Raw genomic sequence first — 24,162 nt, 5'->3', positions numbered from 1 at the left:
GCTTCCCTTTACCTTCGTGGTTCAAAAACGAAATCAACAGACGTGACGCGTCGCGCCGATGCAGCAGGCGTTCATCAACGGGAATGAAATTAGCGCTGGTGTCAGTCGGACAGAGCTGGCGCCGACCCTTCGAATTTAATCGGCCTTACGAGGCATATTTCTCGATATGTCTGCCGCCCTTATTTTACGAAAGTCTTCGTCAGGCCCGCCGTTCGGTCGACGATCAGGACGACGGCAAGCGTCAGCACGATCAGAAGAACGGAAATGGCCGCAACGAGCGGATCAGCCTGGGTCTCAACATGCTGATACATGGCGACCGGGAGTGTTGTGATACGCGGACCGGTGAGAAACAGCGAAATCACGGCCTCATCGAACGAGACGAGAAAGGAAAGCGCCGCCGTTGCGACAACGCCCGGCGCGATCATCGGCATGGTGATGCGGCTAAAGACGGTGAACGGCGATGCCCCGAGCGTCGAGGCGGCCTCTTCGAAGATCAGCGGCAGGCCGGCGAGCGACGTGGTGAGCACACGCAGGGCATAGGGCAGCACGATGATGAGATGCGCGATCACCAGGCCGGTGAACGTGCCGAGCAGACCTGCACCGGCGAAAACGATCAGGATCGCAAGACCGAGAACGATGGTCGGCAGAAGCAGGGGCGCAGTGAAGAAGGCAAGCAATGCGTCAGCACCGATCACCCGCATGCGGACGATGGCGTAGGAGGCGGGCAGTGCAATCAGCATCGACAGCACCGTGACGATGACGGCGAGGAGCGTACTGGTGCCCAGCGCGCCAATCATCTTGGAATTGTGCATGAGGTCAATATACCAGCGCAGGCTCCAGCCGGAAGGCGGAAAGGTCATGTAGCTGTCGGCTGAAAAAGAGATCGGCACGACGAGCACCACGGGCGCAAGCAGAAAGAGGAACATGACAAAGGCGACAATTTTCAGCGCCAGCGGAACGGGACGTTCTTCCATCGTCGATCTCCTTTAAAGAACAGCCCGCAGAAGCCGGGAATAGAGCACGAGGGCGGCACCGAAAATCACAAGGATGATCATCGAAAGCGTCGCGGCGAGAGGCCAGTTGAGCGTTACAATGGCCTGATCGTAGATTTCCGTCGCCAGAAGGAAGACGCGCCCGCCGCCGAGCAGCTTGGGGGTGATGAACGAGCTGACGGCGAGAACGAAGGAGAGCAGGCAACCGAGCGCCACACCGGGCATGGTGAGCGGCACGATAATCCGCCAGAAGACTTTCCAGGGCGATGCGCCGAGCGTTTCGGCAGCCTCCTCGACCCGTGGATCAAGCCTGCCGAAACCGGCAAGCAACGCCAGGATCATGTAGGGCATCAGGATTTCGGTGAGGCCGATGACCACGCCGATCTTGTTAAACAACAGGCGCACGCCGCTTTCTGCACCCAGTGCAAAGAGGATGTTGTTGATGAGCCCGTCATCCGCAAGGATCGCGATCCAGCCATAGGTGCGCACCACGGCCGAGGTGAGCAGCGGCGAAATGACCAGCACCAGTAGCAGCGTCTTCCAGCGGCCCTGCGCCCGGTGGAGGTAAAGCGCAATCGGATAGGAGGCGATGAGCGTCAGAACAGTGATCATAAGGCTGGTCAGGATGCTCTGGCCGATCAGCTCGATATAAAAACCGTCGGTAAGCGTGGATGACCAGTTTTCAAGCGTGTGGGCCTCCCCGAGACCGCCGCCACCAAGGCTTTCACGGAAGGAAAGCAGCAACAGGTTGAAGACCGGCATCACGAAGGCCAGACCGTTGACTGCGATGATCGGTCCAAGCAGGAGGGTTGCAAGAAATACGATGGACGAGGTGCGGCTGCCGGGAGCCGTGATCATGACTGACGCTGTCATGGATTCGCTCCGAAAACCAGCGTATCTTCGACGCGCCAGACGAGGCTGACCGCGCTGCCCGCCGCCACCGGCGTTTCGCCGCCGGATGTCGCGCGCTCCACGGACAATGTCTGCCCGCCCGCGGCGATCTCGTAGTGCAGGATGTCACCCGCATAATAGACATCGCGCACCTCGCCGGCGATGCGGTTGACCGGCGCGCCGTCGAAATCAGGCAAAGCGTCACCGGCGACCGTCATGGCCATACGATGCGGCCGTACCATCAGATCGATGCTGCCGCTGTGCGCGCCGGGCGCACGCAAAACCGCATCGCCGACCGTGATGCGATCGCCGGCCGCGTTGCCGACCAGCCTGTTGGTGCGGCCAACGAAGGAAGCGACGAAAGCCGTCGCCGGGCGCTCATAGAGATCGTGCGGTGTGCCGAGCTGTTCCAGACGCCCGCCATTGAGCACGGCGACCTTATCGCACATGCTGAGCGCTTCGACCTGATCATGCGTGACGAAGATGGAGGTGATGCCGAGCTGTTTCTGGATACGGCGGATTTCGGCCCGCATCTCATCGCGCAGCTTGGCGTCGAGATTGGAGAGCGGTTCGTCAAACAGAAGGATGGAGGGCTGGATGACGAGGGCGCGCGCCAGTGCGACCCGCTGCTGCTGGCCGCCGGAAAGCTGGGCGGGACGGCGGTCCTCGCGCCCTTCCAGATGCACCATGGCAATGGCTTCACGCGCGCGGCGCTCGGCCTCTGCAGCAGGCACCTTGCGCATCTCAAGACCGAACATGACGTTCTTGAGAACCGTCATGTGAGGGAAAAGCGCATAGCTCTGGAAAACGAGGCCGATGTCGCGCTTGTAAGGCGCAAGCTGCGTCACGTCCTTGCCGCCAATCAAGATCGAACCCGAGGAGACGGGAGAGAGACCCGCAATCATGCGCAGCGATGTCGACTTGCCGCAGCCGGAAGGACCCAAGAAGGCAACCAGTTCGCCCTTGGGAATCTCGAGGTTGAGATCATCTACGGCGACCATGGTCTCGTAGCGCTTGGTCAGTGAACGAATCGAGAGGAATCCTGGCTGCATGGTGTCTGAAGTTCCCATTCTGGCTTTTTGCCTTTCTCCAGGACATGTCCGGCCGGTTAGGCCTGTCCCTTGATCTATACAGTCGCAGCAGAACTTCGCTGCGCTGTTTCACGGCGTTTCCCGTATCGCAGACATGTCAGAGGCCAAAGGAAATGCATGTCCGTCTACCCACCCCCTCCGCCGACCAGAGCGTCGACAGAGGGAATGCAATGTTCTTGTCCTTCCGCAGCCGCATGGGTGATGCGAAAGATCTGCCATTCTGCACGAGCCTTAGCGGCTGAGCGGAATGACCTTGCGACGCCAGTCCTGCGTGATCTGGTCACGAACCTTTGAGAGGCCGATCCAGTCAACCGGGATAACCTTGTCCATCGCCTTGATGACCGTGCGCTCGCTGACATCGTCGGCAACACTGGCCTTGGTGTTGGTCGGCGCATAATACATGGCGGCGGTAAAGGCGGCCTGCGCTTCAGGGCTCAGCGCATAATCGACGAATTTACGCGCGCCCTGCGACGATGGGCCGCCCTTGACGAGATTGAGCGTATTGATCTGGAGGATCGTGCCTTCCTTGGGAAGCGCAACCTTCATCTTGCCCTTGGAGCCATCGGCATTCACCTGGCTGCGGGCATTCCAGCCCACGCCCAGTGAAACCTGGCCGTTGACGACATTCGGATAGACTTCCGGCTTCGGCTCCCAGGTCTGAATGTTTGGCGCGACTTCAGCCATCGCATTGATGCCGGCGTCGATATTCTTGATGAAGTCAGTGCCGCCATTCATGTGGTCCATGATGATGGTCGTGCCGATACCGACAATATCGGGCGCGCTCAACATGGCGACTTTCCCCTTGAGGGCACTGTCCTTCAGAGCGTTCCAGCTGTCCGGAGCAGTCTTGATCGCATCGGTATTATAGATGAGCACAAGATTGTCGAACGTCACCCCTACGCCGGCCACACCTTCGAAACGGGCGTTAGGATAGAGATCGGCGGCGTTCTTGGTCACGCTTTCATCGATCTTGTCGAACAGACCTTCATCCGTCCCGGTTTTGGCAACGGAGACGTCCATCAGCGCGACGTCGGCCTGCGGCGCAGCCTTCTGGGCGCGCAGCGAACCAAGCATGGCGGCGGAACCCTGCTGCGGGAAATATTCAACCTTGATGTCAGGGTTGGCGGCCATGAAAGGCTCGATGACGGCCTTGGTGTAACGCTCCTGGAAAAGGCCGCTATAGCCGAGGAACGTTACGGTCTGCTGGGCGTGCGCCGGCAGAGCAGCCGCGCCAAGCATGAGAATCCCGCTCAGAAGTATAGATTTCTTCATTGTCCTGTTCTCCTCTATTATTATTGGGAGTGGCGGACTGATCCGCCACCCGTAAGGCGGTGTCAGGCGCTCAGCTTGGCCTGAACGAGCTTGTTGGCGCCGGAAATATCCGGCAACTTCTCGCCGTTGCGCAAACGCTCCAGAAGCACGAGTTCAGCTTCCTGCATGCCGATGGCGCGCTCGGCCATGGCACGGGCCTGGCTCGGATGAAGGGCGACAACGCCGCTTTCATCGCAAAGGATCGCATCGCCCGGATTGATCATCTGGCCACCGACGCTGATCGGAACATTGATCGCGCCTTCAAGGCCAAGGATCTTGGTGGTGATCGGCGAAGGGCCGCGGCACCACATGGGCATATCGACCTTGACGAACTCCGAAAAGTCGGTCGCCGGGCCATCGACCACACCAGCCTTGACGCCGGCCATTTTCATCGTGTTGGTGATGACGCCGCCCCAGCAGGCGTGGCGGGTATCACCGCAGCGATCGATGAGCACGATATCGCCCGGGCGCACAATCTGCGTCAGGTAGTGAAGCATGGTCGAATCGGCGTTCGGGATGCGCAGCGTGACGGCGGTGCCGGCCACCCGCTTGCCCGGAAGGACCGCGCGGATTTCCGGATCGACGAAACCGGAATGAAGCACATGGCCGATCGTTGCGACCTCGACCTTTTCAAGAAGCTCGACGATATCGGCGTCGATCTGCTCCGGCATGGGATTGACGATAAACATAAGTCTTTCTCCGATCAGAGCACGTGGTGGTTTGCCACCGGCACGTTGGCGCGCACCTTGGCCGAATAGTCGAAATCGAGGGCAGCGCCGGCGGTCCCGACAGTGTCGGAGCACTGGGCGACGATGTGGCCCCAGGGATCGATAACCATGGAATGCCCCCAGCAGGCCTTTTTGCCACCCGCATGGGTGCCGATCTGGCCGACAGCCAGAAAGTAGGTCTGGGTTTCGACGGCGCGGGCGCGGGCCAGCACTTCCCAATGGTCCTTGCCCGTCATAAGGGTGAAGGCGGCTGGCAGAACGATCACGTCTGCCCCCCTGTCCCGCAGGGCGCGGAACAGTTCCGGGAAGCGGATATCGTAGCAGATGCCGCAACCAACCGTCTTGTCGCCAACCTTATAGGTCACGACGTCTTCACCGCGGGCGACGGAGTCGGACTCACGGTAGCTGATGCCGTTCGGCGTATCGACGTCGAACAGATGCATCTTGCGGTAACGGGCAATCTGCTTACCGTCAGGACCAAAAACGAGCGTCGAATTGTAGAAACGGTTGCCTTCCTTCTCGACGATGGAACCGGCATGCAGCGTGATCGCGTGCTTTTTGGCGAGGCCCGAAAGCAGCGTATAGATTTCGCCATCGGGAAATTCTTCCCCGCTTTCATGCATCTCCTGAGGATTATCGCCAAGAAATGCAAAGTATTCCGGAAGAACAACAAGGTCAGGATTATCCGACTTGACTGCATTTTCGATAAGTTCGGCAGCAACCTTAAGATTTTCTGCCTTGTCGTTCTGGGTATTCATTTGAACAAGTGAGACTTTCACGTTGCTCTCCTCTCATGTTGCGAGGAGAATTAAGAACGGGAACGGTTTTCATGACAAACGGAAAAACTCTATCGGAACCCATAAGGTAAGCTTATAGATTAATCATTTCGTGTTGCAGCGCAAAATTTAGGCGGGAACGGTCATCCATTGTGTTGTGGTTTCACTGACGATTTCCGTCGCCATGTCGGCAATGGCTCGGGCGAGCGCGTTGTCGCCACGTTCCTGATAAACAGTGTGGAATGTCAGAGGCGGTACCGAAGGCGCGATATCGAGGATACGTGCTTCCCCGGACTTGATGATGCCGTCCACCAGCACGCGCGGCAAAGCGCCCAAGCCGACGGCCGCTGCCACGAGACGGGTCATGATCGACAGGGAATTGGAATTATAAATACGGCTGTCAGACAGTCCGTGGGCATCGAGCAGCGCACGCAATGCCTGATGCGGCTGGGAGCCGGTCGAGAAGGTAAGTAATGGAAAATGCGCGATATCTTCGAGCGTGACCCCTGTTTCCGGCAATGGCAGATCAACCGCGCCAACCCAACAGGACTCGAACGTGCAGAGCGGCGAATTATAGATGTTCGCAGCCATGACCGGTCCCATGATGAAACCGACATCCACTTCGCCGTTTTGAATGCGCTGGGATAATTTCAGGCTGGTATCGATGGTCAGATCGAGGCTGACACCGGGATATTGTTCGTTCATCCGGCGAATAAGAAGCGGCAACCAGGCATAGACAATAGTATCCGCGGCGCCGATACGCACGGTGCCTCTCAGCGCCTCGCGACTGCTCACGATCTGTCGGAATTCCCCGGTCAGGTTGACGATCTTTTCGGCATGTTGCAGCGCCAGACGACCGGCCGGCGTCAGGTTGACGCAGCGCACATCGCGGGTGAACAACACGACGCCAAGCTCTCTTTCCAGAGCGGCAATCCGGTTGGACACCGACGCCTGAGTGGTGTGCAGACGTTCCGCCGCTGCCGAAAAGCTGTTCAACCGTGCAGCCCAGAGGAAGGTTTCGAGAAATCGCGTATTCATGAGGTAAAATCTTCTCGCATGGCTCCGCGATCCAGCAATGCATTGCCGGCTTCGTCTTGCCCTTGGCCCTTGTGGTTCGAGTGTCAGTATGTCCGATGCAGACGCCCATAAGCAAGGGATCGGCGTCGAGTCACTTGGCACGGTGCGCGACGCGCTCATCGAGCTCCCGATCCCGGTGGCTTTCGCGACCATTCAGACCGAGTCGGGCTCAATGATTTTTCCGCTCTTTTCCGCCTCCCGAAACGTCAGACGTAAGCCGCCCTGAGCAGCTTCATGACTGAAGCTTTAAGAGAGCCGATGGCTCCAACGGAACGGGTGTGGATTAAACAGCTTCCTGCAGTGTTCTCTTGGGTATGACTACGCGCGTACAAAGGAGCTTGCGCCGTGAAATCCGCCTATTCCGCCACCTTCTTGCTTGTGACATTGGCTTGCACGCCCGTGTCTGCCAATCCGTTCTCTTCCGCCGCCGGACATTATCGAATTGATTCCGCGTCTCACATCGGGTTTTCAATTGCGCAAGTTGCCGGCCCGGGAATCAAGGGCATCATTCCCGACATATCCGGTCGCTTCGACATCGACCCGGACCAGCCTTCCAGGTCCTTCGTGGAAATCAAACTGAACCCTTCCAGCGTCCAAACGGGGCAGGAACGCGTGGAAAATTTCCTGCGATCCAGTGCGGTTTTTAATATCGCCGCCTATCCGCAAATCATGTTCCGCTCCAGCCGCATTACCCAGGACGGACCGCGCAGCGCGGTGATCGAAGGTGTCCTCACGGCGAGAGGTGTATCCAGATCCGAAACGTTTCATGCAACATTCGTTGAACAGCAAAAGGGATCCGTCACCTTCCACGTCACCGGAAATGTCCCCCGGATGCCCTATGGCATGGGTGTCGGCGTACCGCTCTATTCGAATACCGTCACGTTCGACATAGATTTGAAGGGCGTCAGATAGAACGAAAAGCCAAAAAAAACGTGGCGTGGGATTAAGCGCAGCTGGCTGGTGTTCTGTTTAATATCGGACATGTTGTCCGACCCGTTCCTCTCAACGGACTGACTTATGCATGTACATCATCTCGTCGATGGATCGTCGGCCGGCTATGATGATTGCGCGAAGAAATGGCTGCCACGCGCCGCCTCTAAAACCCACGCGGCGGATGATGACGACAAACCGATCGCCCGCAAGAATAGGACGATGCAGTGGTTATATGGCGGAAAGCCGCCGTATCGCTGGGAGATGAACGAGAAGCCCGGCAACGTCACAGATGATGGCGTCGGCAATATCTGGCACCTTATCAAGGAATAGCACCCATGCCGGATTTTCTGGACGAGATTACAGGTTGCATACCAGCGCTTCGACGCTACGCGAATGCGCTCACGCACGACCGCGACACAGCTGACGATCTGGTTCAGGACTGCCTGGAAAGGGCCATCCGTAAAAAGGCATTGTGGCGACCGCAGGGTCCGTTGCGCCCCTGGTTGTACCGGGTGCTTATCAACATCTACCGCAACAATCTGCGCGGTCGAAATCGGCGACCGTCGCAAATCCCGATTGATGACGTTGCGGAACAGCTGTTCGTGCCGGCGGCGCAGACAAGCCGGATAGCACTTACCGAAATGGCCCACGCTATTGACAAACTCTCCGGCGAACAGCGGGAGGCGCTCCTCCTCGTCGTCGTCGAAGGTCTAAGTTATGCGGAAGCGGCAAAGATTCTTGAAATTCCGTTGGGCACTCTGATGTCCCGTCTGGGGCGAGCCCGAACAGCCTTGGCCCGAATGACCCAGGAAGACCAGCCAAACCTCAAGGTGATAAAATGACTGGCAGCCAGCCGCAGATAACAGAAGCCGATCTTATCTCTTATGTCGACGGGCAGCTTGAGGACCAGCGGCGTGACGCCGTTCGTACCCATCTCGCCGCCAATCCCGCTGACGCACGCAAGGTTGAGCTATGGCAGCAGCAAAATGCCACGTTGGCGGCTCTCTATCCTCCTCTTGATGTAGGCGTTCTACCCGAACGCCTTGATGTTTATGGCATGGAGCGGCGATTGCGCTCAGAGCGCGCCGATTGGCGCAATATGGTGGCGGCATCCATCCTTGTTCTGGCTGTTGGACTGACAGGCGGCTGGTTCGGGCGCGGGCTTGTATCACAGGTCGCGGAGCCTGCCCGTTCCATCGTGGCGGATGCAGCGCAGGCACATCAATTGTTCGCGAGCGACGTTCTCCATCCCGTGGAGGTTCGCGCCGATGGCGAGGACGCTGCCAATCTGCCGAAATGGCTGTCGAAACGGCTCGATCGCAAACTGAATATCCCGGACCTTACGCGCCATGGTCTGTCCTTTGTCGGCGGCCGGTTGCTGCCGAGTTCCGAAGGCGCTGCAGCCCAGCTTATGTACGAAGACAAAAGTGGACAGCGCGTCACTCTTTATATCGTGGCTGCGGCCAACTCGAGCGACACCGCCATGCGGCGCTCCAATGTCGGCTCGCTGGAAACAGTATCCTGGGACGACGAGACGATCCGCTGCGCCCTGGTTGGCAACCTGCCATCCGACCGCATGGATGCCATTGCCAAAGACACCTATCAACAGCTGAGTTAGCCGATGACACATTTCGAGGATCATCGCGATAGCGCACCGACGGATAAACCACTGTGGCGCAATTCGCCTACGTCCTTCGGGCTGGTGGCGATCGCCTTCCACTGGACGATCGCGATCCTATTCCTCGCGCAGCTTGCGCTGGGATATCTGATGAGCCGCGACAACATCGACCCGGTGCTTCAGTTTGACCTTTTTCAGTACCATAAGTCGATTGGATTTCTGGTGCTGGCCCTGGCCGTGCCGCGTTTCATTTGGTCAGTTTTCAGCAGAAAGCCACGGCCACCTGATAGCGACGGTCCAGTTTCCCGGTTGGGCGCCCGGGCCGCGCACGCTGCGTTGCTGTTCCTCACCTTGGCTGTTCCCCTCGCCGGCTGGGCGGTCGCGTCGACATCTCCTCTGCAAATCCCCAGCTATGTATTCGATCTCATCGTCGTGCCGGGGTTGCCCATGGCAATCTCCGACCAATCCGAAGCCTTCTGGACTGATGTTCACGCTACTCTGGCGTATCTCGCAGCAGGAATTGTACTTCTTCATGTGCTAGCGGCGCTATGGCACCATTTCATCCGAAAAGATCCGACCCTTCTGCGCATGATCTCCTATCCCGCAGGCTCGAATAAAAAGAACAGGGCAGCATGATTTCTGCACAAACGCAAAAGCCCTCTGCAATGAGAGGGATTTTTTGTTGAATTTCTTGGTAAATTTTTGTTGCGGGGCCCTGAATCCACGGAGACTTGTCAGATCGGGGCGGGTGGTGGATACACCCCTTCGGTTTCAGCTTTGAAACAATTTATCGATGCGCTATTCGGCAGTATCGAGTGGCAACAGCGCCTTCTTTCGTTCTGCAATCGCCGTTGGATCGCTTATGATGTCCTTCCGCCGGCCCGGCGTAGGGCATGCTTGACGTAGCCATTCTTGTCGCTGTTGCTCTTTATCGTCGGCTTGGCCTTCTGGTCCTGACGCTCCTTAATATAGGCCAGCATATCACCATAGGCTTCGCGTCGCAGGCGCGGCTGACGAAAGATGCGGCCAGCCTATTCATTATTGCGGGGATGCAAACATTCGTTTTGGCAAACGTTTCGAGCGCGGTTTTTAGAAGGTACCTACGCCGATTGTGTGGCGCCAACACTAAACCCTCTTAAAAAAGTAGTGCCCCACACCCCACACGTCACCGCCCTCATGCCCGAAAAGCCCCGCGGTCGCCAGGAAGAACAATCGCCAACGCCTTTCCCACAGCCGGGCGTCGGCACCATAGGTTTGCTGCAGAATGGGTCGGATACGGTCAATTTTTTTGTCGAAATTTTCGAGCCAATCGAGCGCTGTCCGGCGATAGTGCGACCCTGACCAGCGCCACTCCCGCTCGACGGCGAAAAGCTGACTGAAGCGATGGGGAAGGTCGAAGGCCGGCATGATGCCGCCGGTGAAGAAGTGGCGGGCGATCCAGTCGGCAGGATTGTTGTGGTCGAAACGATAGGATCGGTCGCGGTGGTTAAACACATGCATGAAAAACCTGCCGTCCGGCTTCAGCCACGAGTGAACACGCTCGAACAACACGCGCCAATTCGACATATGCTCGAACATTTCCACCGATACGACACGGTCGAATCGATCGCCCGTCGTGAAATCATTCATATCGGCCGTCACTACAGAAAGGTTTGAAAAACCCCGTTCTCGGGCACGAGCGATTATATATTCGCGCTGCGACACGGAGTTCGAGACTGACGTGATGCGCGCATTTGGGAAACGGCCGGCCATATGGAGGGATAACGAACCCCATCCGCAGCCGAGTTCCAGAATATCCATGCCGTCCTCAAGGCCGGCATGGGCCGAGGTCTTGGCCAAAGCAATATTTTCAGCTTCATCCAGCGTCGTCGTGGCATCGTCATAATAACAGCAGGAATATTTGCGCTGCTCTCCCAGAACGAGCGCAAAAAATGCCGCTGGCACTTCATAATGCTGTTTGTTTGCATCGTCGGTATGGCTGGCGACGGGAAACTTCATCATATCCGCCGCGAAAGCCTCTTCCGCATCCGCTGTAATGGCGGCAAGCCGCCGCTTCGTCCGTGCGCAGAGCATATCTATTCCGGCGAGCGTCACGCTGTCGCTGAGCGGCGCGCGCTCGGCGGCGTTGATCGCGAGTGCGAGCATGTTCATGGCTTGTCCTCGTTCTTGCGTGGCCCCGGAAAAAAGGCGTTGACGCGTTGTTGAAGGGCGCGGAATTTTTCCCCGCGCGATTGCAGCATATGGTCTTCAAGCGGCGGAATGCCTGAGACATGGACAAGCAGCCAGTACATCATCGCCGGTGCGACGAGCGATACCCATGACATGGCCTGCCCCTGAATGGCCAGCAGCGGAAAACCGCACCAGAAAAGCCATTCGAAAAAATAGTTGGGATGGCGGGAATAACGCCACAGCCCGGTTTCGCAGACACTGTTTTTTGCCGCTGCGGTCTTGCTGAATTTCCAGAGCTGGGCGTCGGAGAGCGCTTCACCTGCCAGCGCGCCAAGGGCAACCACCATGGCGATAACGTCAACCACACGCGGAAACACATGGGTGTTGCTTGCCGCAAGATAGACCGCAAGAACGAGCACGAAAGCGGCGATTGCCTGTATCTGCAGGAAGATGAACAGCCGCAGGGCGGCAGCGCTCCCCCATTGCTTCATAAGCTTTGCATAGCGGGGATCTTCCCCGCCTCCTTGCGTGCGCATGCCGATATGGCCGGCAAGCCGCAGGGACCAGACAACGACCAGGAAAAGTGTAGCACCGCGCCGCCAGCCGTCTCCGCCGGCGAAAACAACAGCGAAAATTCCGCCAAGCCCGACACTCCCAGCCCAGACCGTGTCGATCCAGCCGCTTGAACCGGTTGCTCTCTGCAACGCCCAAGCGCCCGCCATCAGAAGCGACATGAGAATGGCAAGCGTCAGGACTACAGAAAACATCACTAATTCGCTCGCCATTTTGAATGGTTTGAGGTCGGGTTTCGTGATGGCAAATACGAGCGGACCGGCAAAATAGTTTCAGGCGCCGGACAAAATTTCAAAAAATCGATGCGCCGGTGAAACTGATCGGGCGGCCTCCTCGTACATGTCGCAGTCCCCAAGACTGGATTGGCAGTGCTATAGCGAGGAAAAATGGTCGACAGAGAAGCGAAAAAACAACAAAGCCGCCGCATCGCCGTCGTCGGAACGGGAATTTCCGGTTTGTCGGCGGCCTGGCTTTTGTCGCAACGGCACGATGTAACTGTTTTCGAAGCAGCTGACCGCATCGGCGGCCACACCAATACGGTGACGTTCAGCACGGACCATGGACAAGTCCATGTCGATACCGGATTCATTGTCTATAACGAGCAGACCTATCCCAATCTCACCGCGCTTTTCCAGCAACTGGGCGTGGCGACCGCGACTTCGAACATGTCTTTCGCCGTTTCTCTGGATGATGGCGGCTTCGAATATTCCGGCGGAACCGGCCCTGGCCTGCTGGCCCAGAAGTCCAACATCCTGAGGCCACGTTTCTGGGCGATGCTTGCGGACCTTTTGCGCTTTTACCGCAACGCCCCACGCGACCTGCATTTGATGGGCGATCTGTCTCTCGACGAATATCTCTCCCGCAACAGGTATGGTTCAGCGTTCCGCGACGATCACCTTTACCCCATGGCTGCGGCCATCTGGTCCACGCCGGCCATGGAGGTCGGCCGTTATCCGGCGGCGCATTTCATCAAATTCTGCCGCAATCACGGCCTGCTGCTGCTGCGCAATCGGCCGGTCTGGCGCACAGTCGTCGGTGGCTCGCGCGAATATGTGAAACGCATCACGGCACCGTTTGCGCATCGAATTCTCCTCTCGACGCCGGTGAAGCGCATCCACCGCCTGCCGGGCGGCGTCGAAATCACCACTGCGGACGGCAAAGCCATGCGCTTCGATGACGTGGTAATAGCAACCCATGCGGATCAGGCGCTCGACATGCTCGCGGATGCAACACGCGCCGAACGGCGCATTCTTGGCGCTTTTTCCTACACCCAAAACCGCGCCGTGCTTCACACCGACAGCCGTTTCATGCCGCGCCGCCGCGCTGCCTGGTCAAGCTGGAACTATGTGACCGACACGCGCATTAAAACAAGCCTGCCGAGCATTACCTACTGGATGAACAGGCTTCAGCCGCTGGGCGAAATCCCGGACATTTTCGTAACGCTGAACCCGGCGCGGGAACCGGATCAAGGAAAAATCATCGCCGAGGAAACCTATCACCATCCGGTTTTTGACGCTGGCACCGAACAGATGCGTCAGGAGCTATGGGCCTTGCAGGGTCTGCGAAACACCTGGTTCTGCGGCGCATATTTCGGATCCGGTTTTCATGAAGATGGTCTTCAGGCCGGCCTTGCCGTCGCCGAAGATCTTGGCGGCGTATCCCGTCCATGGAAGGTTGCTGACGACAACGGCCGGATCATCCGCCTGGATTTGGCGACGATTGCGACAGACACGGAAATCATGGAGGCGATGGCATGACGTCTCCCCTCACCTCGGCGCTTTTTCCCGGCCATGTAACACATGCGCGCTTCAAGCCGAAAACCCATAAGCTCGCCTACCGGATTTATTCGCTGCTCCTCGACCTTGATGAGTTGAACGTGCTCGACCGGAAATTGCGATTTTTCTCCGTAGACCGGTTCAACCTGTTCTCGTTTCACACCAGGGACCGCGGCAACCGCAGCGCCATCGGGCTGCGCCAGCAGATCGAGGCAGCCATGACCGCGGCAGGCATGGCAGTGGACGGAGGGCCGATACGTCTGCTCACCATGCCGCGCGTACTCGGCTGGGCCTTCAACCCACTCAGTGTCTTCTTCTGCTACGGGCGCGACTTGTCGCTCAAAGCTATCCTCTGGGAGGTGGACAACACGTTTGGCGAGAGACACTCATACCTGATCCCGGTGGAAGCCGGAAAATCGACCGAGATCGTCCAGCGATGCGACAAGGCCTTTTATGTCTCTCCATTCATGGACATGGATCTCCACTATGTTTTCCGCGTCGCCCCGCCCGGCGACAGGCTGAAAATCGTTATCGATACTTTCGACAATGACGGCCTGGTCTTGACCGCCCGGCATCTGGCCCGGCGTGTCGAATTGACGGACGGTGCGCTTCTGAAAGCTTTCTTCGCCATTCCCCTCCTGACGCTCAAGGTCGTTCTGGGCATTCATTGGGAGGCCCTGAAAATTTGGCTGAAAGGCGTGCAGCTCAGAAAACGGCCGCTGCCGCCTGCCAGTCCAGTCTCCTTCCGTCATCCTTCATCGTCGCAAATCGAGGCCAAAATTCATGACCCCGTTTGACAATCTCACGGAATTATCGGCGAAGAATACGCGCCTGAACGACCGCATCAGCCCAGGCATGTGGCTCATCAACCGGCTGTTGAGCAATATCGACAGGGGAAGATTACACATCACTCTTCCCGGCGGCGACTTCATTGAAAAATCCGGCGCAACGAATGGCAGCGAGGCAATCCTTGTCCTGCATAGCTGGCGCGCGATCCGGCGGATGCTGCTGAACGGCGACATCGGCTTTGCCGAGGGTTTCATCGAAGGCGACTGGACCACACCAGATCTGACGGCGCTGATCCGCTTTGCGGCCCAAAATCGCGAGGCGTTCGCAAGGTCAATGCGTGGCAGCCTGCCGATGCGCCTTCTCAACCGCACTGCGCACGGGTTGAATGCCAATACCAGACGCGGCAGCCGTCGCAATATCGAAGCGCATTATGATCTCGGCAACGAGTTTTACCGGCAGTGGCTTGATCCCTCGATGCTGTATTCGTCGGCGATTTTCGATGACACGGCGTCTACGCTCGAGGCCGCCCAACTGAAAAAACTGGACCGTATCGTCGATAAACTGCGATTGAGCGGCGGTGAAAACATATTGGAGATCGGCTGCGGCTGGGGCGCACTCGCCATTCACCTTGCCACGCAGGCCAAAGCCAACGTCACCGGCATCACTCTCTCCCCCTCCCAGTTAAAATGGGCAAAAAATGCAGCGGAAAAAGCGGACAGTACAGACCGCATCGATCTGAGGCTGCAGGATTACCGCGACCTGAACGGCCAATTCGACAGGATTGTCTCCGTCGAAATGTTCGAAGCAGTCGGCGAGGCCTATTGGCCGAGCTATTTCGAAACGCTGAAAAGATGCCTGAAACCGGGCGGCAGCGTGGTGCTGCAGATCATTTCGATTGAAGAAAGCCGCTTCGATACATATCGGCGTAAGGCGGATTTCATCCAGAAATACGTCTTTCCCGGCGGCTTTCTGCCCTCAGATGCCGCGCTCGAAAAGGCGGTCGGCAAAACCGGCCTGAAGCTCACCGACAAGGAACTTTTCGGCCAGTCCTACGCGCTCACGCTCGCCGAATGGCGCCAGCGTTTTCATGCGCGGTGGCAGACGATTTCCCTGCTCGGCTTCGATGACCGCTTTCGGCGGCTTTGGGATTATTACCTTTGCTATTGCGAGGCAGGCTTTGCCGAGGGGAGCATAAACGTCGGCTTCTACACGATCGAACACAGATAAGGCGGGACCAAACTGCGGAGAGAGACAATGATGATCAACGGGTTGACGGTTGCTTCCGTCCTATGGCCACTGCTGCTCGCGTCCAGCGCGACGGCGGCCGATATCGACGGCAACTGGGCGCGCGGAGACGGCCAGGCGAAAGTACTGATCGCGCCCTGCGGTGAAAATATCTGTGCCACAAACACCTGGATCAAGCCGGGCACCCCGAAGGAAAAGGCCGGGGACCGGCTGATCATGGACATAAAGCAGACAGAGGCAGGCAGCTATTCCGGCACCGCTTTCGACCCCCAGCGGGATAAATCCTACAGGATAACAGTGACAATAAACGGCAACGGCATGACCACGAAAGGCTGTATCGTCGCCGGTCTGCTGTGCAAGGGCATAAACTGGACAAGGATCGACTAGCCACATCTTCACGTTGTTTCGACCCACATCGTCGCTTCCTTATCGATGCCCTGCAAAGGAAAACACCAATGAAAACCTATTTCGCAGCCTACCTTTTTACCCTCGTCGCCTTTTTGGTGATTGATTTCATCTGGTTGAGCACGATGGCGTCGCGTCTTTACCGCCCGGCCATCGGCGATCTTCTGGCAGAAAACTTCCGGCTTGCTCCGGCGGTCGTCTTTTACCTCATCTATGCCGCCGGCCTGACCTTTCTTGCGGTTCGCCCGGCCTTTCAGACGGGGGAATGGACGACCGCGCTGCTTTATGGCGCAGTGGTCGGCTTCATGGCCTATGCCACTTACGACCTGACCAATCAGGCGACGTTGAAAAGCTGGTCCACGACCCTGACCGTCGCCGATCTTCTATGGGGAACCTTCGTCTCCGCGACAGCGGCTACAATCGGCTATCTCATCACGGTGCGGCTGATCGGCCCGCTGGAAAATCCGACGGGCCTATGATGACGACATCCCCTCTTACCGGCCGCTTAAGTCTGATAACCCTGCGGCCCAGTCGTTGCCAGGTTCGCAGCATGAGCATGCATCTCTTGTCTTCCTGCGAAAGACGACCCTATAAAGGAGGCGCAGCAAGGAAGGTTCGAATGCAGGGCACAGAGATCGCAGGCCTTATCAACCGCGTCGGTATGGGTGATCGTTCAGCATTCGTCTCGCTTTATCAGGCAACCAGCCCGAAGCTTTTCGCGATCTGCCTGAAAATCCTGCGTGACAGAACGGAAGCCGAGGAAGCGCTGCAGGAAATCTATATCAAGGTATGGCAGCGGGCTCGAACATTTGCCGCCAGCGCCGGCAAACCCGCCACATGGCTTGCCGCCATTGCCCGCAACCATGCAATAGACACGATCCGCGCACGCAAGCCCATAACCGACGACATTGAGGAAGCCTACGATCTTGCCGACGAGAGCGCCCGCGATCCTGAGCAGCAGATCGTTCTCGCCGATGAAGGCCGCAGGATCGAAGACTGCATGCGCGAGCTTGAGACCGTACACGCACAGGCGGTGCGCCGGGCCTATGTCGAGGGCTTAAGCTATCTCGAACTCGCCGAAGAATTGCGCGTGCCGCTTAACACGATCAGAACCTGGCTGCGACGCAGTCTTCTCAAGCTCAGAGAGTGCATGCAGCGATGACGACGGGCGAACAGAGCGGTGACAAGCATTCGCGAGACGACGTCCTCGCAGGTGAATATGTCCTGGGCGTCCTGCCGCTCGAAAAGCGCCGTGAACTGGAACGACGCGTGCAGGACGACGAGGCCTTCGCACAGCTGGTGCAGCGTTGGGAGGCGGATTTTTCCGACTTCAATGCCGATTACCAGGAGCAGGCACCGAGCGCTGCTGTTCTTGCGCGTATCGAAGAACGCCTGTTCGGCAGCAGGACCGCCAATACCAATGGCAGCCTCTGGAATTCCGCGTCCTTCTGGCGCTGGATCTCGGTTGTCACCAGCGCAACCGCCGTGGCCGCCATCGTTTACGCCGCCTTCCCCGAAAAGTGGCAGGACGCGACCCCGCTGGTAGCCGAACTTGCAACGACCGACAGCCAGGTTAATCTCCTTGCCTCCTATGATGCGGAATCCGGACGGATGCGCATTGTGCCTGTTGCAACCGGCAAGACCGACGAAAAATCGCTGGAACTGTGGCTGGTGCTGGACGGCGGCAAGACCCGCTCGCTCGGCGTCTTCCAGCCCGGCACGAATGGCGATCTTATAATCCCCGCAGACATGCGCAACAGCATCACCGAAGGCACCATCTTCGCGATCAGCGTCGAACCTTTCGGCGGCTCGCCGACTGGTCAGGCAACCGGCCCTGTTATCGCCGTCGGCACGGCGCGATGGGGATGAAGATCCGAAGCTTCCCGATTTCGAGGCGAGTCCCGATGAACGCGTCACGATGCGAGATGGGTCGTAACGATCAGTCTCCGAAGCCGACGATGCCCTTGATTTCGGTGAACTCCTGCAGACCGAACTTGCCATATTCCCGGCCGTTGCCCGACTGCTTGTAGCCGCCGAAGGGGGCGGCCCCATCCCAGGCGGAGCTGTTGAGGCGCACTATGCCGGTTCTGAGCCGTCGTGCGACGGCAGTGTTATCGCCGAATGCACCAATGCCGGGCCCAGCAGACCCGCCACATCCAGAAGACCCGAGAAAAGACCCGCTGCGGCGAGAACAACGTCTATTTCGCCTTCGCCAATGTACTTGATGAGCCACGGGGATATCTGGGCAAGAGTGCCGTGTTCGCGTCGGACTCCTTTGCCTTTCCGGGGCAGGAATCGGTGATACCGGACGCAGAAGGGATTGCCGGTGCGACCGTCGACACTACCAATCTCGATACGCCCTATCCAACGAACATCGCCCGGCTAAAAGACCTTGTTGTCATGCGTCAGCCGCATCATTATCAGCCTCTCGTCAAATGGCATCAGTAAAAGGTCGGCAGGATGTCCACATTCACATTCGCAACCGTCCCGCAGATCATTGCGGGACCGGGCTGTATCGCAAAGCTTTCGGAGCTGAGGAGCATGCTCGGTCCGCGCGTTCTGGTGATTTCGGACGATGGGGTCGTCAAGGCGGGGCTGGTTCAGCCGGCGCTTGCCAGTCTTACAGAAGCCGGCGCCGAAACATCAATCTTCACCGGTGTTGTCGCTGATCCACCGGAAGCCATCATCCATGCGGCTGCGGCACAGGCGGTGACGTTTGGCGCAACCGGTGTGCTGGGCATCGGCGGCGGCTCGTCGCTCGATGTCGCAAAGCTTGTGGCGCTCATTGCCAAAAGCGGCGAAGCGCTCGACACTATCTACGGCGTTGGCAAGGTGACGGGGGAGCGTCTGCCGCTGGTGCTCGTGCCGACAACGGCCGGTACCGGATCGGAAGTCACGCCGATTTCGATCATCACCACGGGCGAACACCAGAAAAAGGGCGTAGTATCACCCGTACTTCTGCCAGACGTGGCGCTTCTCGACGCGAACCTGACGATCGGACTTCCTCCCGCCGTGACCGCGGCGACGGGAATTGACGCAATGGTCCACGCCATCGAGGCCTTCACATCCGCCAGTGCAAACAACAATCCCGTTTCCCGTGCCCTTGCCAAAGAAGCCCTGCGGCTTCTCGGAGCGAATATCGCGATCGCCGTCGAGGATGGAACCGACCTTGCCGCCAGACAGTCGATGCTGCTGGGTGCAATGTTGGCGGGGCAGGCCTTTGCTAATTCGCCTGTCGCTGCCGTTCATGCTCTCGCCTATCCGATCGGAGGCCGCTACGGCGTTCCCCACGGTCTTTCCAACAGTCTGGTACTGCCGCACGTCTTGCGCTTCAACGCGACGGTGTGTGGTGATGCCTACGCGGAACTGGCACCGTGTCTCTTTCCTCACCTTGAGCCTGCCGATCAGAACGGACGGCTCTCCGGTTTCATCGACGGACTAACGATGCTGCCAGTGCGCCTTAATCTTCCCGTAAGGCTGAGGCATGTCGGAATTCCAAAAGAGGGAATTCCTCTGCTCGCGGAAAGTGCGATGGAGCAGACCCGCCTGCTGGTCAACAACCCGCGTACCATGTCGCTATCGGATGCCGCCAGTATCTACGAGGTTGCCTGGTAAGCGGGCCAGTGCACACGTCACATGAGTTATAGCCAGCCTTTCTATAACTCACATCATCAAAATATTGAGCTACCATACAAGCACCAAAACGGAGATATCTGACGCGATTTTTATCGCAGCAACTTCGCGAGGCCCTTGGCGAGGATCGGTCCAGTCGGCCGCCCGGTCGGAGATCCGCCAGCGTCTTCCAGGGTGATCTCGTAGAGCTGGTCCCCCCTTGGTGTTGGCAATTCCGGAACAGCCAGATGCGCCGAGCGCGCACCGTCGATCAGGCCAAGCGATACGGGCCCTGTGTCTTTGGACGGCAGGGTCCAAACCTGGATCGTCTTGTCCCCGGGGATGTTGAAATCGGCCAGCATACGGATCGTCGCCTGCGCGTTGCCGAAATCTTCGACGACCGCCTGCACCTCCCCAGAATCATTGATTAGAACCGCGACGACAAGCGGTTCCACCGTCCGGGTCAGGCTGTAGGCAAGCCCTATCGCGAGCAAAAAGGTGGCGGCGACGGCCGAGATCGCGACCATTCGCCAACCGCTTCTACGGTTGTCATTGGCATTTGAGATCAGAGGCATAACACCGGGTTGATCCTGGACCGGCAAGGCCGCTTCGATGCGCTGCCAAAGCTGCTCGGTGACGATAGCGGGTGCCACGCTCATGTCGAGTGGCAGGAAGCGCTCGCGGCTGGCAGCAATTGCGGCGCGCAGTTCAGCATCGCGTTCCATGGCAACCTCAACCTCGTCAACATCCCCGGCCTCTATCAGGCCCAGGACATATTCATCGGCAATAGCAGGGATATCCTTACGATCGTAGGTCATGCCATGCACTCCCGGAGAGCTGCAAGGCCACGCCTGATCCAGGATTTGGTCGTACCGAGCGGAATGCGCAGCCTCCCGGCGATCTCGCCATGCGAGTAGCCGCCGATATAGGCCATAAGAATGCCGCTCCGCTTACTCTCGTCCAGTCCGCCAAGGCAATCGTAGAGCCGCGAACTGCGGTCCAGCCTGTGCCATGCCGCCATGACCTCATCCGCCTGCTCGCTTTCGCGCAGGGCCTCCACTTCCTCGACTGTGTGCTCGCGCTTTCCATCCCGCAGGAGATTAAGTGCCCGGTTGCGGACAATGGCATAGATCCAGCCTCGGGCGGAGCCGCGATCGGCCCTGTACTGATGCGCATGGGTCCATATCCGGATGAAGGCGTCCTGCACCACCTCTTCGGCAAGCTCGCGACGCCGGACAATGCGCTCGGCGACCGCTATCAGGCGTCCCGCCTCCCGATCAAAGATCAAGCGAAGCGCATTGCGATCACCCTTGGCACAGGCAGCAAGTGCCGTATCGAGATCGTCCGGCCTAGAGCCCATCAGCATCTATCTTCTCCCAACACCGACGAAGAAGACTGTCGGCTTTGAAAGCTATACCCGCCGAATCAACGAATGGATGCAAGTCGAAATTATTTTTTCGAGGCTGCATCCAAACGGCATGGCTGGCGTGTCTTCAGTTCAGGAAGCGTCGAGAGCCGAGCGCTACACGACTTCCGAACGGTTCAACACGGGAGAAAGACATGAAGATCATTCGTTTCGCACTGATTGCCTCCGCTGCTTCCATCACAGTGGCATCGGCCGCATTCGCGGCCCCCGTCCTCGGCCTGACCGGCGACAAGACACTCGTCATCTTCGATACGGAGAAACCGGCGGTGACGAAAAAGATGGACGTGACTGGCGTCGACAAGCTTGCAGGCATCGACTTCCGCCCCGGCAACAAGACGGTGATCGGCGTCACCCCGGATCATCGCATCGTCTCGATCAATCTCGAAACAGGCGCCGCCACCAACGTCGCCAAGATGGACAAGATGCTGACCATGACGCAAGCCCCTGTCGTGGTCGACTTCAACCCTATGGCCGATCGCCTGCGCTTCATGACCGGAACGACCAACCATCGCGTCCACCCGGATACGGGCGCGGTGACGGTTGACGGTGTGCTTGCCTTCGAGGAGGGCGACATGCACAAGGGCGAGACCCCGAACATCGTCGCTGCTGCCTATACCAACTCCGTCGGCAAGCCTGAAAAGACTGCCATGTATAATATCGATGCCACGATCGGCGCGCTGATCCAGCAGACCAAGCCGAATGACGGCACGCTGAAAGCAATCGGCAAGCTCGGCCTAAAAGACAAGCCCGCGGCCTATGCCTTTGATATTCAGGGCATGGCGGACGGCAAGAACGTGGCGTATCTCGCCGCATCCAAGACGCTCTACACGGTCAACCTCGAAACTGGCGCGGCAAGCGAAGTCGGCCCGATCACGGGGCTCGACAACGAAGTGCGCGACATCGCCGTTCTGCCGAACATGTAATTCGGCAGACGTTCAACGATGAAAACTGAAAAGGCCGGCGACCTCAAGTGTCGCCGGCCTTTCTGATGACGGAATGGCCCCGGACTACATCTTGGGCAAAGAACCTTGTCGATGACATGGATGACGCCGTTGGATTGTTTGACGTCGGCGATCGTCATGTGCGCAACACCACCCATCTCGTCGGTGAGCGTGATCTTGCCCATGCTTTCCCCAGCCTTCAGGATGCATCCGCCGACGATGAAACTTTTCGAATTTCGTCAGATGATATCAAAGCTATTTTTCGCCACGCCTGAATGGCCAAACGACGATATTTCCCGCGAAGAGCGCCAACCACACCAGGCAAGGCTGCAAAGGCAATCGGATTAGATGATAGGACCATTGCCATGGCGAAACAGTCACTGCACCGAGGCTCTCGATGGCATGCTTGATATTGGCCGGGAATACGCAGATTGCATAGAACGCCAGGCCAATGCCGGCGGCTTTCCGCAGCCGTGGCACCAGAAGTCCGACGGCGCCGGCGATCTCACACAGACCGGTCAGGAAAATAACCGCCTCGGGCTCAGGAACCCAGGCAGGCGTGATACCGAGGAAGGGTTTGGGCAGGACGATATGCAGAATGCCCGCGAGACCATAGAGGCTGGATAGTCCCCACTGGCACCACCGCTGCCAGACATCAATCCTTGCCGTCACGTGCTATCCTCCGCTCGACATCCCTTTTCACGGCGTTGAGGTTCGACTTGCGGCCTGCGACCGTCTCGATCGCCGCGATTACCAGATCGCTGGCGACGAAATCCGACTTGTGCCCGAGATTGTGCACGACGATCAGACGGGCACCGAGAATATCGCGGGCGAGATGACGGGAGTGGACCTCAGGGGAGACGATACTATCAGTATCACCAGTGATGATGACCGTAGGCACTTTGATTTTGTGGTAATTCACCGAAGCCGCTCTGGCCCAGTCGCTCAAAGCCGCAACCTCTCTCGCATTGTGCCGAAATGCGAGCGGCCGCAGCGCTTGCAGGGCACGTGTCTTGTCGATGTAGTCGGCGGGAACCGGGTTCGGAGCAAAGACGCCTTTCGTAGCATTATCGATCGTCATAAGCCCGATAGGTGGCACGATAAGAGTGCTGAAGAGAGTGCCTGTGATCGGGGCGCTGGCGGCCTCGTAGTACCAGGCGATCCCGCTATTCCATGGGTAGACCGCCGGAGACAGGAAGACGAGGCCTAAGACCATATCCGGATGGCGAACAGCGAAGGACGCGGCAATTGCTCCTCCGAAGGAGTGACCGACAATAATAGCGCGGTTGATGCCTCGCTTCTGCATGAGGGCGGCAATGGAGTCGGCTTGACCGTCGGGCAAAATGTTCTGCTCACCACCGACGTCGGAATTGCCGTGACCCGGGCGATCGACGAACAACAGCTTGGCCCGTTCCTGTAGCTTTGTCCGAAACGAGAACATCGGATCGTAAAGGCTGGCGCTGGCGCCATGAATAAAGACGATTGGTGGCAAGTCTGGCTTCCGACCAGTCTCAACCAGGACGCTATTGAGCTTGAATCCACCGACATCGGTACGGACTTGATCGTCCCGCTTTGGCGCAGCAACCGCTTTAGAAGCAATCAACGCGAAGCAGCCGATCATCAGAAACACGGCGGTCAGGCAAAGAGTTCGATCCGGCATATCCTAGAGCTGCCCCGCGGTGCCACTGGCAAAGATCGGACCTGAAGGAAGGCCCGTCGGCATGAGGACGAAGGCATTGTTTCCCGCCATGACATGCTGGATGATATCGCCCTGGCGTCCGCGGAACGTGTCATAGCCGTAAACGGTCTT

Annotated in this window: 28 protein-coding genes and 4 pseudogenes; 16 read left to right on the top strand and 16 right to left on the bottom strand. The window is 58.2% G+C overall.

Translation table 11 applies throughout. The annotated features are described in order from the left end of the window. Nucleotides 1-179: 179 nt before the first annotated feature. From ACQZ5F_RS00160 to ACQZ5F_RS00130, 7 genes are all read right to left on the bottom strand, one after another. Nucleotides 180-974 carry an ABC transporter permease gene (locus ACQZ5F_RS00160; protein ID WP_052818291.1) on the bottom strand — a complete coding sequence of 265 codons (795 nt, stop codon included), beginning with the start codon at nucleotides 972-974 and terminating at the stop codon, nucleotides 180-182. A gap of 12 nt (nucleotides 975-986) precedes the next feature. Next, complete coding sequence (locus ACQZ5F_RS00155) at nucleotides 987-1,865, bottom strand: ABC transporter permease (protein WP_046801593.1); 879 nt, start codon at nucleotides 1,863-1,865, stop codon at nucleotides 987-989. Next, nucleotides 1,862-2,935 carry an ABC transporter ATP-binding protein gene (locus ACQZ5F_RS00150; RefSeq protein WP_225339326.1) on the bottom strand — a complete coding sequence of 358 codons (1,074 nt, stop codon included), beginning with the start codon at nucleotides 2,933-2,935 and terminating at the stop codon, nucleotides 1,862-1,864. Before ACQZ5F_RS00150 ends, ACQZ5F_RS00155 begins: the two co-directional genes overlap by 4 nt. 270 nt (nucleotides 2,936-3,205) lie before the next feature. Continuing rightward, the gene (locus tag ACQZ5F_RS00145) at nucleotides 3,206-4,246 is read right to left on the bottom strand and encodes an ABC transporter substrate-binding protein (protein WP_225339327.1); all 1,041 of its coding nucleotides are present in this window, start codon (nucleotides 4,244-4,246) and stop codon (nucleotides 3,206-3,208) included. A 62-nt stretch (nucleotides 4,247-4,308) separates the two neighbouring features. Further along, a complete protein-coding gene (locus ACQZ5F_RS00140; protein WP_046801596.1) occupies nucleotides 4,309-4,974 on the bottom strand; it encodes an RraA family protein in 666 nt (221 codons plus the stop codon). Nucleotides 4,975-4,988: 14 nt separating this feature from the next. Next, a complete protein-coding gene (locus tag ACQZ5F_RS00135; protein ID WP_263647269.1) occupies nucleotides 4,989-5,771 on the bottom strand; it encodes a carbon-nitrogen hydrolase family protein in 783 nt (260 codons plus the stop codon). Nucleotides 5,772-5,918: 147 nt separating this feature from the next. Further along, on the bottom strand, nucleotides 5,919-6,827 hold the full coding sequence (locus ACQZ5F_RS00130; protein ID WP_448731042.1) for a LysR family transcriptional regulator: 909 nt from the start codon (nucleotides 6,825-6,827) through the stop codon (nucleotides 5,919-5,921). A gap of 88 nt (nucleotides 6,828-6,915) precedes the next feature. On the opposite strand from ACQZ5F_RS00130, the gene ACQZ5F_RS00125 reads away from it, so the two are divergent. From ACQZ5F_RS00125 to ACQZ5F_RS00100, 6 genes are all read left to right on the top strand, one after another. After that, nucleotides 6,916-7,092 (top strand): hypothetical protein, encoded by a 177-nt coding sequence (locus ACQZ5F_RS00125; protein ID WP_225339329.1) that lies wholly within the window; start codon nucleotides 6,916-6,918, stop codon nucleotides 7,090-7,092. 119 nt (nucleotides 7,093-7,211) lie between these two features. Further along, nucleotides 7,212-7,778, top strand: a complete 567-nt coding sequence (locus tag ACQZ5F_RS00120; RefSeq protein WP_225339330.1) for a YceI family protein — start codon at nucleotides 7,212-7,214, stop codon at nucleotides 7,776-7,778. 105 nt (nucleotides 7,779-7,883) lie between these two features. Then, nucleotides 7,884-8,129, top strand: coding sequence for a COG4315 family predicted lipoprotein (locus ACQZ5F_RS00115; RefSeq protein ID WP_225339331.1), 246 nt, complete (start codon nucleotides 7,884-7,886; stop codon nucleotides 8,127-8,129). A 5-nt stretch (nucleotides 8,130-8,134) separates the two neighbouring features. Then, on the top strand, nucleotides 8,135-8,641 hold the full coding sequence (locus tag ACQZ5F_RS00110) for a sigma-70 family RNA polymerase sigma factor (protein ID WP_225339332.1): 507 nt from the start codon (nucleotides 8,135-8,137) through the stop codon (nucleotides 8,639-8,641). Continuing rightward, on the top strand, nucleotides 8,638-9,417 hold the full coding sequence (locus ACQZ5F_RS00105) for an anti-sigma factor family protein (RefSeq protein WP_225339333.1): 780 nt from the start codon (nucleotides 8,638-8,640) through the stop codon (nucleotides 9,415-9,417). The genes ACQZ5F_RS00110 and ACQZ5F_RS00105 overlap by 4 nt, the downstream gene beginning before the upstream one ends. A gap of 3 nt (nucleotides 9,418-9,420) precedes the next feature. Further along, nucleotides 9,421-10,053, top strand: coding sequence for a cytochrome b (locus ACQZ5F_RS00100; protein ID WP_225339334.1), 633 nt, complete (start codon nucleotides 9,421-9,423; stop codon nucleotides 10,051-10,053). 162 nt (nucleotides 10,054-10,215) lie between these two features. Here the strand turns inward: ACQZ5F_RS00100 and ACQZ5F_RS00095 are convergent. From ACQZ5F_RS00095 to ACQZ5F_RS00085, 3 genes and pseudogenes are all read right to left on the bottom strand, one after another. Next, nucleotides 10,216-10,403, bottom strand: a pseudogene (locus ACQZ5F_RS00095) (ISNCY family transposase); the annotation flags it as partial. A gap of 139 nt (nucleotides 10,404-10,542) precedes the next feature. After that, on the bottom strand, nucleotides 10,543-11,568 hold the full coding sequence (locus ACQZ5F_RS00090) for an SAM-dependent methyltransferase (RefSeq protein WP_046801938.1): 1,026 nt from the start codon (nucleotides 11,566-11,568) through the stop codon (nucleotides 10,543-10,545). Then, nucleotides 11,565-12,353 (bottom strand): DUF1295 domain-containing protein, encoded by a 789-nt coding sequence (locus ACQZ5F_RS00085; protein ID WP_225339336.1) that lies wholly within the window; start codon nucleotides 12,351-12,353, stop codon nucleotides 11,565-11,567. Before ACQZ5F_RS00085 ends, ACQZ5F_RS00090 begins: the two co-directional genes overlap by 4 nt. A 192-nt stretch (nucleotides 12,354-12,545) precedes the next feature. On the opposite strand from ACQZ5F_RS00085, the gene ACQZ5F_RS00080 reads away from it, so the two are divergent. From ACQZ5F_RS00080 to ACQZ5F_RS00050, 7 genes are all read left to right on the top strand, one after another. Further along, a complete protein-coding gene (locus ACQZ5F_RS00080) occupies nucleotides 12,546-13,916 on the top strand; it encodes an NAD(P)/FAD-dependent oxidoreductase (RefSeq protein ID WP_225339337.1) in 1,371 nt (456 codons plus the stop codon). Beyond that, complete coding sequence (locus ACQZ5F_RS00075; RefSeq protein ID WP_046801935.1) at nucleotides 13,913-14,731, top strand: DUF1365 domain-containing protein; 819 nt, start codon at nucleotides 13,913-13,915, stop codon at nucleotides 14,729-14,731. Before ACQZ5F_RS00080 ends, ACQZ5F_RS00075 begins: the two co-directional genes overlap by 4 nt. Next, nucleotides 14,718-15,950 carry a class I SAM-dependent methyltransferase gene (locus tag ACQZ5F_RS00070; protein WP_225339338.1) on the top strand — a complete coding sequence of 411 codons (1,233 nt, stop codon included), beginning with the start codon at nucleotides 14,718-14,720 and terminating at the stop codon, nucleotides 15,948-15,950. The genes ACQZ5F_RS00075 and ACQZ5F_RS00070 overlap by 14 nt, the downstream gene beginning before the upstream one ends. Nucleotides 15,951-15,977: 27 nt before the next feature. Then, on the top strand, nucleotides 15,978-16,355 hold the full coding sequence (locus ACQZ5F_RS00065) for a DUF2147 domain-containing protein (RefSeq protein WP_225339339.1): 378 nt from the start codon (nucleotides 15,978-15,980) through the stop codon (nucleotides 16,353-16,355). Between the two features lie 68 nt (nucleotides 16,356-16,423). After that, nucleotides 16,424-16,852: a DUF2177 family protein gene (locus ACQZ5F_RS00060; RefSeq protein ID WP_225339340.1), complete on the top strand. Its 429-nt coding sequence runs from the start codon at nucleotides 16,424-16,426 to the stop codon at nucleotides 16,850-16,852. A 140-nt stretch (nucleotides 16,853-16,992) separates the two neighbouring features. After that, nucleotides 16,993-17,535, top strand: coding sequence for a sigma-70 family RNA polymerase sigma factor (locus tag ACQZ5F_RS00055; RefSeq protein WP_046801931.1), 543 nt, complete (start codon nucleotides 16,993-16,995; stop codon nucleotides 17,533-17,535). After that, nucleotides 17,532-18,242, top strand: coding sequence for an anti-sigma factor (locus ACQZ5F_RS00050; protein ID WP_225339341.1), 711 nt, complete (start codon nucleotides 17,532-17,534; stop codon nucleotides 18,240-18,242). The genes ACQZ5F_RS00055 and ACQZ5F_RS00050 overlap by 4 nt, the downstream gene beginning before the upstream one ends. 70 nt (nucleotides 18,243-18,312) lie before the next feature. On the opposite strand, the pseudogene ACQZ5F_RS00045 reads toward ACQZ5F_RS00050, so the two are convergent. Continuing rightward, nucleotides 18,313-18,480: pseudogene (locus ACQZ5F_RS00045) on the bottom strand (aldehyde dehydrogenase family protein); the annotation flags it as partial. Nucleotides 18,481-18,493: 13 nt separating this feature from the next. On the opposite strand from ACQZ5F_RS00045, the pseudogene ACQZ5F_RS00040 reads away from it, so the two are divergent. Both ACQZ5F_RS00040 and ACQZ5F_RS00035 read left to right on the top strand, forming a co-directional pair. Continuing rightward, nucleotides 18,494-18,821, top strand: a pseudogene (locus ACQZ5F_RS00040) (carbon-nitrogen hydrolase family protein); the annotation flags it as partial. A gap of 12 nt (nucleotides 18,822-18,833) precedes the next feature. Then, nucleotides 18,834-19,988, top strand: coding sequence for an iron-containing alcohol dehydrogenase (locus ACQZ5F_RS00035; RefSeq protein ID WP_080842872.1), 1,155 nt, complete (start codon nucleotides 18,834-18,836; stop codon nucleotides 19,986-19,988). 110 nt (nucleotides 19,989-20,098) lie between these two features. Here ACQZ5F_RS00035 and ACQZ5F_RS00030 read toward each other — a convergent pair whose 3' ends face one another. Then, nucleotides 20,099-20,803: an anti-sigma factor gene (locus ACQZ5F_RS00030; RefSeq protein WP_137087188.1), complete on the bottom strand. Its 705-nt coding sequence runs from the start codon at nucleotides 20,801-20,803 to the stop codon at nucleotides 20,099-20,101. Then, the gene (locus ACQZ5F_RS00025) at nucleotides 20,800-21,345 is read right to left on the bottom strand and encodes a sigma-70 family RNA polymerase sigma factor (protein ID WP_052820903.1); all 546 of its coding nucleotides are present in this window, start codon (nucleotides 21,343-21,345) and stop codon (nucleotides 20,800-20,802) included. Before ACQZ5F_RS00025 ends, ACQZ5F_RS00030 begins: the two co-directional genes overlap by 4 nt. A 200-nt stretch (nucleotides 21,346-21,545) precedes the next feature. Here ACQZ5F_RS00025 and ACQZ5F_RS00020 point away from each other — a divergent pair, with 200 nt between their 5' ends. Further along, on the top strand, nucleotides 21,546-22,334 hold the full coding sequence (locus ACQZ5F_RS00020) for a DUF4394 domain-containing protein (protein WP_225339342.1): 789 nt from the start codon (nucleotides 21,546-21,548) through the stop codon (nucleotides 22,332-22,334). Nucleotides 22,335-22,423: 89 nt separating this feature from the next. On the opposite strand, the pseudogene ACQZ5F_RS00015 reads toward ACQZ5F_RS00020, so the two are convergent. The 3 genes and pseudogenes from ACQZ5F_RS00015 to ACQZ5F_RS00005 form a co-directional block, all read right to left on the bottom strand. Next, nucleotides 22,424-22,570: pseudogene (locus ACQZ5F_RS00015) on the bottom strand (fasciclin domain-containing protein); the annotation flags it as partial. A 37-nt stretch (nucleotides 22,571-22,607) separates the two neighbouring features. Next, complete coding sequence (locus tag ACQZ5F_RS00010; protein WP_225339343.1) at nucleotides 22,608-23,024, bottom strand: DoxX family protein; 417 nt, start codon at nucleotides 23,022-23,024, stop codon at nucleotides 22,608-22,610. Beyond that, nucleotides 23,008-24,012 carry an alpha/beta fold hydrolase gene (locus tag ACQZ5F_RS00005; RefSeq protein ID WP_225339344.1) on the bottom strand — a complete coding sequence of 335 codons (1,005 nt, stop codon included), beginning with the start codon at nucleotides 24,010-24,012 and terminating at the stop codon, nucleotides 23,008-23,010. The genes ACQZ5F_RS00010 and ACQZ5F_RS00005 overlap by 17 nt, the downstream gene beginning before the upstream one ends. Nucleotides 24,013-24,162 lie beyond the last annotated feature (150 nt).

It is taken from the genome of Agrobacterium sp. 22-210-1 (assembly GCF_053522525.1).
Note: the sequence above shows the minus strand (reverse complement) of the source record. Positions and strands in the feature narration are given on the sequence as shown.

Bases quoted from the DNA above. Each gene is read 5' to 3' on its own strand.
- ACQZ5F_RS00160 (WP_052818291.1), bottom strand. From the start codon at position 974: ATGGAAGAACGTCCCGTTCCGCTGGCGCTGAAAATTGTCGCCTTTGTC.
- ACQZ5F_RS00155 (WP_046801593.1), bottom strand. From the start codon at position 1,865: ATGACAGCGTCAGTCATGATCACGGCTCCCGGCAGCCGCACCTCGTCC.
- ACQZ5F_RS00150 (WP_225339326.1), bottom strand. From the start codon at position 2,935: ATGCAGCCAGGATTCCTCTCGATTCGTTCACTGACCAAGCGCTACGAG.
- ACQZ5F_RS00145 (WP_225339327.1), bottom strand. From the start codon at position 4,246: ATGAAGAAATCTATACTTCTGAGCGGGATTCTCATGCTTGGCGCGGCT.
- ACQZ5F_RS00140 (WP_046801596.1), bottom strand. From the start codon at position 4,974: ATGTTTATCGTCAATCCCATGCCGGAGCAGATCGACGCCGATATCGTC.
- ACQZ5F_RS00135 (WP_263647269.1), bottom strand. From the start codon at position 5,771: ATGAATACCCAGAACGACAAGGCAGAAAATCTTAAGGTTGCTGCCGAA.
- ACQZ5F_RS00130 (WP_448731042.1), bottom strand. From the start codon at position 6,827: ATGAATACGCGATTTCTCGAAACCTTCCTCTGGGCTGCACGGTTGAAC.
- ACQZ5F_RS00125 (WP_225339329.1), top strand. From the start codon at position 6,916: ATGTCCGATGCAGACGCCCATAAGCAAGGGATCGGCGTCGAGTCACTT.
- ACQZ5F_RS00115 (WP_225339331.1), top strand. From the start codon at position 7,884: ATGCATGTACATCATCTCGTCGATGGATCGTCGGCCGGCTATGATGAT.
- ACQZ5F_RS00110 (WP_225339332.1), top strand. From the start codon at position 8,135: ATGCCGGATTTTCTGGACGAGATTACAGGTTGCATACCAGCGCTTCGA.
- ACQZ5F_RS00105 (WP_225339333.1), top strand. From the start codon at position 8,638: ATGACTGGCAGCCAGCCGCAGATAACAGAAGCCGATCTTATCTCTTAT.
- ACQZ5F_RS00100 (WP_225339334.1), top strand. From the start codon at position 9,421: ATGACACATTTCGAGGATCATCGCGATAGCGCACCGACGGATAAACCA.
- ACQZ5F_RS00090 (WP_046801938.1), bottom strand. From the start codon at position 11,568: ATGAACATGCTCGCACTCGCGATCAACGCCGCCGAGCGCGCGCCGCTC.
- ACQZ5F_RS00085 (WP_225339336.1), bottom strand. From the start codon at position 12,353: ATGTTTTCTGTAGTCCTGACGCTTGCCATTCTCATGTCGCTTCTGATG.
- ACQZ5F_RS00080 (WP_225339337.1), top strand. From the start codon at position 12,546: ATGGTCGACAGAGAAGCGAAAAAACAACAAAGCCGCCGCATCGCCGTC.
- ACQZ5F_RS00075 (WP_046801935.1), top strand. From the start codon at position 13,913: ATGACGTCTCCCCTCACCTCGGCGCTTTTTCCCGGCCATGTAACACAT.
- ACQZ5F_RS00070 (WP_225339338.1), top strand. From the start codon at position 14,718: ATGACCCCGTTTGACAATCTCACGGAATTATCGGCGAAGAATACGCGC.
- ACQZ5F_RS00065 (WP_225339339.1), top strand. From the start codon at position 15,978: ATGATGATCAACGGGTTGACGGTTGCTTCCGTCCTATGGCCACTGCTG.
- ACQZ5F_RS00060 (WP_225339340.1), top strand. From the start codon at position 16,424: ATGAAAACCTATTTCGCAGCCTACCTTTTTACCCTCGTCGCCTTTTTG.
- ACQZ5F_RS00055 (WP_046801931.1), top strand. From the start codon at position 16,993: ATGCAGGGCACAGAGATCGCAGGCCTTATCAACCGCGTCGGTATGGGT.
- ACQZ5F_RS00050 (WP_225339341.1), top strand. From the start codon at position 17,532: ATGACGACGGGCGAACAGAGCGGTGACAAGCATTCGCGAGACGACGTC.
- ACQZ5F_RS00035 (WP_080842872.1), top strand. From the start codon at position 18,834: ATGTCCACATTCACATTCGCAACCGTCCCGCAGATCATTGCGGGACCG.
- ACQZ5F_RS00030 (WP_137087188.1), bottom strand. From the start codon at position 20,803: ATGACCTACGATCGTAAGGATATCCCTGCTATTGCCGATGAATATGTC.
- ACQZ5F_RS00025 (WP_052820903.1), bottom strand. From the start codon at position 21,345: ATGGGCTCTAGGCCGGACGATCTCGATACGGCACTTGCTGCCTGTGCC.
- ACQZ5F_RS00020 (WP_225339342.1), top strand. From the start codon at position 21,546: ATGAAGATCATTCGTTTCGCACTGATTGCCTCCGCTGCTTCCATCACA.
- ACQZ5F_RS00005 (WP_225339344.1), bottom strand. From the start codon at position 24,012: ATGCCGGATCGAACTCTTTGCCTGACCGCCGTGTTTCTGATGATCGGC.